Source organism: Stenotrophomonas sp. P5_B8, assembly GCF_054049855.1.
Window position 1 is genome coordinate 1 of record NZ_JBFULO010000148.1, and the last position, 8,474, is coordinate 8,474.

Here is an 8,474-nt window from a genome sequence, read left to right on the forward strand (position 1 = left end):
GAGCCGGCCAGCGGCCGGCACTACCGTTGGCCGTCAACCGACGGCCGGTACCTGGGGTTTATTTCAGGCGGTTCAACACCTCGGCCAGCTCGTCGGCCAACGGCGCGTTGAGCAGGTACGGGGTCTTGCCGTTGTCGAGGAAAAACTCCAGCGAGGCCGCGTGCAGGAACAGGCGTTTCAGCCCGATCTGGTCACGTAGGCGCTTGTTGACGTCCGGATCGCCGTACTTGTCGTCACCGGCCACCGGATGACCCAGATGCTGGGCGTGCACGCGGATCTGGTGGGTGCGGCCGGTTTCGATGCGCACCTCGCAGTACGAATGCCCGCCCTTGCGCTCCAGGACCTTGAAGTGGCTGATCGATTCTTTGCCGATCGGATTGACCTGGACGTGACGCTCGCCGCCCTGGCGAAGCCCCACATGCAGCGGCGCGTCCACGGTCATCGTGCCGTCGGGCATGCGCCCCACCAGCAGGGTCAGGTAGTGCTTGCGGATGCCCGAGCCGTGGTCTTCACGCAGCAGCGCCTGCAGCTCGCTCAGCGCCGACCGCTTCTTTGCCACGATCAGCAGCCCCGACGTGTCCCGGTCCAGCCGGTGGACCAGCTCCAGGGTCTTGCCGGGCCGCAGCGCGCGCAGGGTTTCGATCGCGCCGARGCTGATCCCGCTGCCGCCGTGGCTGGCCACGCCGGACGGCTTGTTCAGCGCCAGCAGCCGATCGTCTTCGAACACGATGGCATCTTCCAGCCGCTTCATGAACGCGGCGGGCGGACCGGCTTTATCTCCTTCTTCATTGAGACGGACCGGAGGCACGCGCACCTCATCGCCGGGCTCGAGCTTGCGCTCTGCCTTGGCGCGGCCGCCGTTGACCCGGACCTGGCCACTGCGGACGAGCTTGTAGATCAGGCTGCGCGGTGCACCCTTGAGCTGGCCGAGCAGGAAGTTGTCCAGGCGTTGCCCTGCCCGGTCGGCCGGGACAGTGAGGATACGTACGCTGGTCATGGCTTCAGCGGCTTTCGGGGTGGGCTCGGTAACGGTCATTGGCCTTTTATTCTGTTACACTCGGCGGGCGAGATAAGGGATTGATTTCGTTGGAAGTTGCTCTGGGCCAGAAGCCCGACTTCCCTCGATTCCGGCACAGTGCGCAGCCACCGCCCCCGGGGCGGCCATGTTAGCGGCTCACCGGCGGTCCCGGCCATCGCCGGATGCCTGACAAGCGTCTGAGCTGAAAAACATGTCCCTGTGGCGCTCCAGCCTGGCTGAAAGCTGCCTCCGGCCCCGTTACACCCAAACCAAAACAAATGAAGCGCTCCCGCGGCCTGCCGTGGTGTTGTAGCGCTGGAAACCCAAGCCGCCCTCCCCGCGCCTGCGCGATGGGCGACGAAGCGTGACCAGAAGCGAAACCCCATGGCGTTCCGCGCGGTAGCAGCGCGCGAGGAACGCAAGAATGAAGCGAATGCTGATCAATGCCACGCAGGCCGAAGAGCTGCGGGTAGCCATCGTGGATGGCCAGACGCTGTACGACATCGACATCGAACAGCCGTCCAAGGAACAGAAGAAGTCGAACATCTACAAGGGCCGCATCACGCGCCTTGAACCTTCGCTGGAAGCGGCCTTCGTCGAGTACGGTGCCGACCGCCATGGCTTCCTGCCGCTGAAGGAAATCTCCCGCGATTACTTCCAGGCTGGCGTCGACCCGAACAAGGCCGGCATCCGCGAGCTGCTGCGCGAGGGCCAGGAAGTGGTGGTCCAGGTCGACAAGGAAGAGCGTGGCAACAAGGGCGCCGCCCTGACCACGTTCATCTCCCTGGCCGGCCGCTACATGGTGCTGATGCCGAACTCGCCCACCGCTGGCGGCGTCTCGCGTCGCATCGAGGGTGAAGACCGCGCCGCGCTGAAGGAAGCGCTGGACAAGCTGAACATCCCCGACGACATGGGCGTGATCATCCGCACCGCCGGCGTCGGCCGTGATGCCGAAGAGCTGCAGTGGGACCTGGATTACCTGCTGCAGGTGTGGAAGGCCATCGCCGAAGCGGCGCTGACCAAGCCGGCCGCGTTCCTGATCTACCAGGAGTCGCGCCTGATCGTTCGCGCCCTGCGCGACTACCTGCGCGCCGACGTCGGCGAGATCCTGGTGGACACCCAGGAGCTGTACGACACCGCCCGTGAGTTCATGCAGCAGGTGATGCCGCAGACCCTGCGCAAGCTCAAGCATTACACCGACGACATCCCGCTGTTCAACCGCTTCCAGATCGAATCGCAGATCGAAGGCGCGTATGAGCGCAACGTGCGCCTGCCGTCCGGCGGCTCGATCGTGGTCGACCAGACCGAAGCGCTGACCGCCATCGACGTCAACTCCTCGCGCGCCACCAAGGGCAGCGACATCGAGGACACCGCCTTCCAGACCAATCTGGAAGCGGCCGAAGAAGTGGCCCGCCAGCTGCGCCTGCGCGACCTTGGCGGCCTGGTGGTCATCGACTTCATCGACATGGCCTCCAACAAGCACCAGCGTGAAGTCGAGAACCGCCTGCAGAACGCGCTCAAGTACGACCGTGCGCGCGTGCAGCTGGGCCGCATCTCGCGCTTCGGCCTGATGGAGATGAGCCGCCAGCGCCTGCGTCCGAGCCTGGGGGAATCCAGCCAGATCGTGTGCCCGCGTTGCGACGGCCATGGCCGCATGCGCAGCGTCGAGTCGATGTCGCTGTCGATCATCCGCGTGGCCGAAGAGCATGCGATGAAGGAGAACACCGGGCAGGTGCTGGTCCAGGCCCCGGTGGAAATCGCCAACTACCTGCTCAACGAGAAGCGCAGCGCCCTGCGCGAGATCGAACAGCGCCATGACGCGCCGATCGTGATCGTCGCCGACGAACAGCTGCATACCCCGCACTACGAAGTCACCCGCCTGCGCGAGAACGAGCTGGGCGAAGAAAGCGGCAAGCCGAGCTACCAGCGCGGCACCCCGCGCAAGCTGCCGGTACACGCGCTGACCAAGGCCCAGCTGAACATCCCGGCTGCCCCGGTGGTGACCCAGGTCAAGCACAGCCAGCCGGCCCCGGTGCGCGAAGCGCCGGAACCGGAAGCCGCGCCGATCCCGGTCGCCCCTGTGGTGGTGGCCGCACCGGCCGCCACCGGCGTGGTCGGTTGGCTCAAGCGCATCTTCGGCGGCGAGCCGGCCCCGGCCGCTGCACCGCAGCCGAGCGGTCGTCCTGTCCAGGACGGCAACCGCAACAACCGCAACAAGGATCGCAACAAGGACCGCAACGGCGGTCGTCGCGATGAGCGTGGCGAGCGTGGCGGCAACGGTCAGGGCCAGGCCCAGGGCCGTGGCAACAAGGACCGCGCCGAGCGTGGCGAACGTGGCGGCAAGAACGAGCGCCGCGACGAGCGTCGCCAGGACGTGGCCGCACCGGCCGCAGCCGCTGCACAGGTGCAGGCACCGGGCCAGGGCAAGCCGCGCGGTGAGCAGCAGCCCAAGCAGCCGCGTAACGAACAGCAGCAGCCCAAGCTGAAGCAGCCCCGCCAGAACCAGAACCCGCAGCAGCCCAAGCCGCAGCAGGGTGAGGGTGACAAGCCGGCCGCCAGCGAGAGGCCGGCCCGTCAGCCACAGGCCGATGCGCCCAGGCCGGTCGACACCGCCGCACCCGTCGCCGATGCCGCCGTGCTTGCCGCCGCGGCGGTGACCGGTGCCGACGGCGGCGCGCCGCATGCAGCCGTACAGCAGGACGACAGCGCCCCGCACGCAGCCTCCGCTGCGACCGAGGAAGCCGCGCTGACCACCGGTGAAGCCGGTGAGCAGACCGACGGCCCGGGCAATGCCGACGACGCCAACGGTGATGGCGGCTCGCGTCGTCGTCGCGGCCGTCGCGGTGGCCGTCGCCGTCGTCGTGGCAATGGCGACTCGGCAACGGGCAGCGAAGGCTTGAACGATGACGCCGGTCTGGACGACGACGGTGACGACCAGGATGGCGACCAGGACGGTGCAGATGCCGCCCGGGCCGAACGTCCGGCCGCCAACAACGGTCAGCCACAGCCGGAGTTCGACTTCGACGACGACAGCGGCAATGCGCCGGCCCCGACCGCACCGGTCCAGGCCCCGCGCCCGGCCCCGGTGGCTGCTGTCGCCGCCGCTGCACCGCTGGCCGTGGTGAGCAGCCCGGTGGTGACCGCCGGCCACGCCGAGGCCAGCCCGGCCCCGGAAGCGGCCGCACCGTCGTACACCGACCGCGTGCCGTTCGTGGAATCGCCGACGCCGGCGCCGGCCGTGGTGCAGACCCCGAAGCCGGCCGCCGCGCCGCATGCCGAAGCGCCGAAGGTTGCCTACGCTGCCCCGGTTGTCGAGACGCCGAAGGCGGTTGAAGCTGCTCCGGCTGTCGAGACCCCGAAGGCCGCTGAAGCTGCCCCGGTTGTCGAAGCCCCGAAGGCGGTTGAAGCTGCTCCGGTTGTCGAGGCCCCGAAGGCCGTTGACGCTGCCCCGGTTGTCGAGACCCCGAAGGCGGTTGAAGCTGCCCCGGTGGTCGAGACCCCGAAGGCGGTTGAAGCCGCTCCGGTTGTCGAGACCCCGAAGGCGGTTGAAGCTGCTCCGGTTGTCGAGACCCCGAAAGCGGTTGAAGCTGCCCCGGTTGTCGAGACCCCGAAGGCCGTTGAAGCTGCCCCGGTTGTCGAGGCGCCGAAGACTGTCGAGGCGGCACCCGCCGCCGTGACCGTCGACGCCAGCCACGAGGCCCGTCCGGTGCAGTCGAGCATGCTCGACGYCGCGGTCGATCCGATCCAGGCAGCGCCGGAAAAGGTGGCACCGGCTCCGGCCGCCCGTGTCGAGGCCACCCCGGTGGTGCACAACGGCCAGCTGTTCGGCACTGCCGCCAGTGACGCCCCGGCCAGCACCGATGCAGCTGCCCAGGCCGCACAGGCCGAGGCCCGCGAGGACATCCCGACCGATGTCGCGCAGACCGACGCCACCGACAAGCAGGATCAGGAAAAGAACGACAAGGCCTGATCCCGCCCACGCGGTACGCAACACCCAGACAGCGGCCTTCGGGCCGCTGTCTGCGTTTGGGGATCACGGAGGCTGTGGCATGCTCGGCCGATGCTGCGATCCATCTCCCTGCCCGCCTGTGTGTTGTTGCTCTGCACGGTGGCTGCGTGCCGCCCTGCCCCTGCGCCGGCACCTCCCCTCAGCGACGCGGCCATCGCGGTACGCGATGCATTGCCGGAGGATCGGTTCCGCGGCCAGCTCGGCGGCGCGCCCGTGGAACTGCTGGCGCGGGACTGCACGGTGTTCGGGGTCGCGCGCGGGCCTGGCCAGGACGTCACCTTGACCGAAGTGCTGGCGCCGGAGCCCTATCCGTTCTTTACCGGCTGCGAGCGGCAGTCGCTGCGCGAAGAGGACGGTGCAGTGATTGCGGTGCTGGGTCGACGTGCGTTCGGTGCGGGCGGCTGCTGCGCCACGGGCGGCACCTGGCGGACGCGCAATGGACAGTCCTGGGAGAAGATCAGCGGGCAGGCGATTCCGTAGCGCGTTTGCGTTTCCGGACACCGGGTGGAATGCGGCCACGCATGCCGTGGCTCTACCGGGCCGTCCGCCGCGTCGGCGCGTTTCAGGGCGTGCTGGCGGCCGGGGTGCCCGGCGACGGGGCGAACTGCAGGCGCGTCCACACCCCGTAGTGGTCCGATGCCCAGCGCCCTTCGGCGTAGGGCTGGTCGAACAGGATCTTCGCTTCGCGGGCGAGCAGCCGGTCCTGCTGGAAGAAAATGTGGTCGATGCGCGACGGCGCCTGGTAATAGTGCCGGTTGAGCGTACTGACCTGGGCCAGTTCGTTGTTGACGTGCACGCTGCCGAAGCTGTCGCCGTACTGGTTGCGCAGCGCGCTCAGGTCGCCGGCATCCACCAGCGCGTTGAAGTCGCCGGCGATCACCACCGGGGCATCACCGGCGGTACCGGCAATGAAGGTGAGCAGATCGGCGACCTGTTCGGCACGGATGCGGCTGCCGGTTTCGTCCGAGCGTTCGTTGAGATGGGTGGCGTAGACATTCACCGGCCTGCCGTTCACGTCGATGCGCAGATGCGCGACGGTGCGGTAGTCGCCCCGCGGCGCGAGCAGATGGTCGTTGCGCGCCAGCACCTTGCGCCGGGTCAACAGCGCGTTGCCATAGCGCTTGAAGCGCCCCGGCGGATCGGTGGACACGAACTGGTAGTCGTAGCCGAGCCGGCGTGCCAGCCACGCGGCCTGGTTGCGCACGTTCGGCTTCTGGATCACTTCCTGCAGCGCGATCGCATCGGGGCGCAGCGCCTGCAGTTCGCGCAGGATCACCTTGCGCCGCGCCGGCCAGTTTTCCCGGTCGTGATGCAGGTTGAAGGTGACCATGCTCATGCCCGGCCCGGCGCTGGCCGCCGTACCCGGCGCCGTCGTGACCGCCGCAACCGGTGTCGGCTCGGCCGCGTGCACGACGCCGCTGAGCAGGCACGCCACGGCCAGGGCATGGACAAACGCACGGCGCGCGCGTGCAGTGAAAGCAGACGTCCGCATTACTGTGCCTTGCGTTCTGCGCGACGTACCGAAGACGGCACGTCGATCTCGACCTTGGCCGGCACCTGGGTGATGCGCAGCTCGCCATTCAACCACTGTGCCGGTTCGCCGTTGACCAGGGTGTCGCCCGGTTCGCCACTGTACGGCCAGCGCAGGATGACCCCGCCCTGCGGCGGCACCACGCCGGCCGCGACCTCCAGCACCAGCTGCTTGTCGCTACGGCTCAATGCGTAGCTGAGCTGCCCGTTCGGCGTACGCAGGCCTTTGATCGCCACGCCTTTGCCATCCAGCCAGCGCGACGGCACGCCGGCGGCGAGCACCAGGCTGTCGTCGACATCACGGTTGTAGGCGAACATGTCCAGCGCCGAGCGCACGAAGTCCGAGGCCACCCAGGCATGCGGCAGGTCGCCGACGAAGAACGGCTTGCGCGGGGTATGCGAGACCACTTCGGCCCACTGGTTCCAGGCCTGCGGCGCGCGGTCCTTGAAGAAGAACTCGGTGGCCTGCCAGGCGCGGTCGCGCCAGCCCAGGCGCACGAACGCGGCCACGTTGCGCCACTCGTAGGGGGTGTAGTCCTTCCACTCGCGCTTGCCGTCGCGGCGTTCCACGAACTGCGTCCAGTACCGCTCGAAGGTGTTGTCCAGGTACGGCTGTGGCAGGCGCCCCTGTTCGCCACCCGGGGCCAGCGCGATGGTGGTCGAGGTGGCGTCGAAATCGCCCAGCTCGGCCGAACCGGGCAGGTAGTCGATCTTGTGCTGGGCCACCGCCGCCTGCAGCGAGGCCGCGAGGTCGTCACGGAACTGGTCGCGCGAGGCGCTGATCTGCATGGCCTCGGCCTTGCCCAGCGTGCTGGCGATGATCGCCGCATCCTTGTAGCCGCGCAGCGCCCAGAAATTGTCCCAGTACGAGTGCATCGGCTTGGCCGAGTAGCCTTCGTGGCTGATCGACACCGGCATCATCCCGTAGAAGGCCGGATTACGCGCGCGGTTCTCCTCGGTGCGCTCGCTCAGGCGCAGCTGCTCCATGTAACCGTAGGCGCCCTGCACGTGCGGCCACATCGCCTCCAGGAAGGTGCTGTCGCCGGTATAGCGCCAGTACTCGGCAATGTTGAAGATCAGCTCGCCATGGCTGTCGTTCTCCGGCACCGGATCGCTGCCGCGCGCATCCACGCAGCACGGCACCTTGCCGTTGTCGAACTGATGCGGCGCATACCAGCTGACGTACTCGCGCACCGCATCGCTGCGGCCCATGCGCAGCAGGCCTTCGGAAATCATCGCCCCGTCGCGGATCCAGCTGCGCGAATACGACCGCGTGCCCGGCTGGATGCTCGGGCCGATCCGCGAGATCAGCATGTGCGCCAGCGCGGTGCGCAGGGTGTCGGCCAGCGGCTTGCCGGCGGCGGGCACCTGCAGGGTCACCTGGTCCAGCTTGGTGCGCCACATCGAGGCCACGGTCTGCTGCGCCTTGGCCGCGTCGAAGTCCTTGGGCATGGTCCACGCGCCGGTCTGCGGCAGCACCAGCGCGACCTCGCGGCTCTGGCCCGGTTCCAGCTTCCAGCGGTACACCAGTGCGCCGGAGGCCAGGCCGGTGGGATCGCGGACCTCGGTGGTGGTCGGCAGCTTGCCGCTGGCCAGGTGCACCACGTCCAGCTTGCTGTCGAAGGTGGTGGCGAAGGTGGCGTCCGGCGCCTGCGCCGGGTACACGCGCGGGGTGCCGTTGACCTCGACGTCGCTGGCCTCCACCGACAGGTTGTCGATGCGGCTGAAGCCGCCGACGGTGTTGAGGAACTGGGTGGGCGGATTGACCTGCCACGGGCGCACGGCCAGTGCCAGGGTGTATTCGTGGGCGACCTTGTCCGGGTTGCGCAGGGTGTARCGACCGACCAGCTGCGCCTTGTCGGGGGTGCCCTGCACGAAGCCGGTGACCTGCAGCGCGGCCTTGTCGTGGCTCCAGTC

General features: G+C 68.4%; 4 protein-coding genes and 1 pseudogene. 2 read left to right on the forward strand and 3 right to left on the reverse strand.

The features are described 5' to 3' along the window. Positions 1 to 58 precede the first annotated feature (58 nt). Positions 59 to 1,036, reverse strand: coding sequence for an RluA family pseudouridine synthase (locus ACXJKH_RS10125; protein ID WP_457319333.1), 978 nt, complete (start codon positions 1,034 to 1,036; stop codon positions 59 to 61). A 406-nt stretch (positions 1,037 to 1,442) separates the two neighbouring features. Between ACXJKH_RS10125 and ACXJKH_RS10130 the strand changes: the two genes are divergently transcribed. Together ACXJKH_RS10130 and ACXJKH_RS10135 are read left to right on the forward strand one after the other, a co-directional pair. Next, the gene (locus ACXJKH_RS10130) at positions 1,443 to 4,988 is read left to right on the forward strand and encodes an Rne/Rng family ribonuclease (protein ID WP_457319334.1); all 3,546 of its coding nucleotides are present in this window, start codon (positions 1,443 to 1,445) and stop codon (positions 4,986 to 4,988) included. 90 nt (positions 4,989 to 5,078) lie between these two features. Beyond that, complete coding sequence (locus ACXJKH_RS10135; RefSeq protein ID WP_457319335.1) at positions 5,079 to 5,507, forward strand: hypothetical protein; 429 nt, start codon at positions 5,079 to 5,081, stop codon at positions 5,505 to 5,507. A gap of 82 nt (positions 5,508 to 5,589) precedes the next feature. Here the strand turns inward: ACXJKH_RS10135 and ACXJKH_RS10140 are convergent, their stop codons facing one another. Further along, positions 5,590 to 6,519 (reverse strand): endonuclease/exonuclease/phosphatase family protein, encoded by a 930-nt coding sequence (locus ACXJKH_RS10140; RefSeq protein WP_457319336.1) that lies wholly within the window; start codon positions 6,517 to 6,519, stop codon positions 5,590 to 5,592. After that, positions 6,519 to 8,474, reverse strand: a pseudogene (locus ACXJKH_RS10145) (discoidin domain-containing protein); the annotation flags it as partial. The gene ACXJKH_RS10140 and the pseudogene ACXJKH_RS10145, both read right to left, overlap by 1 nt.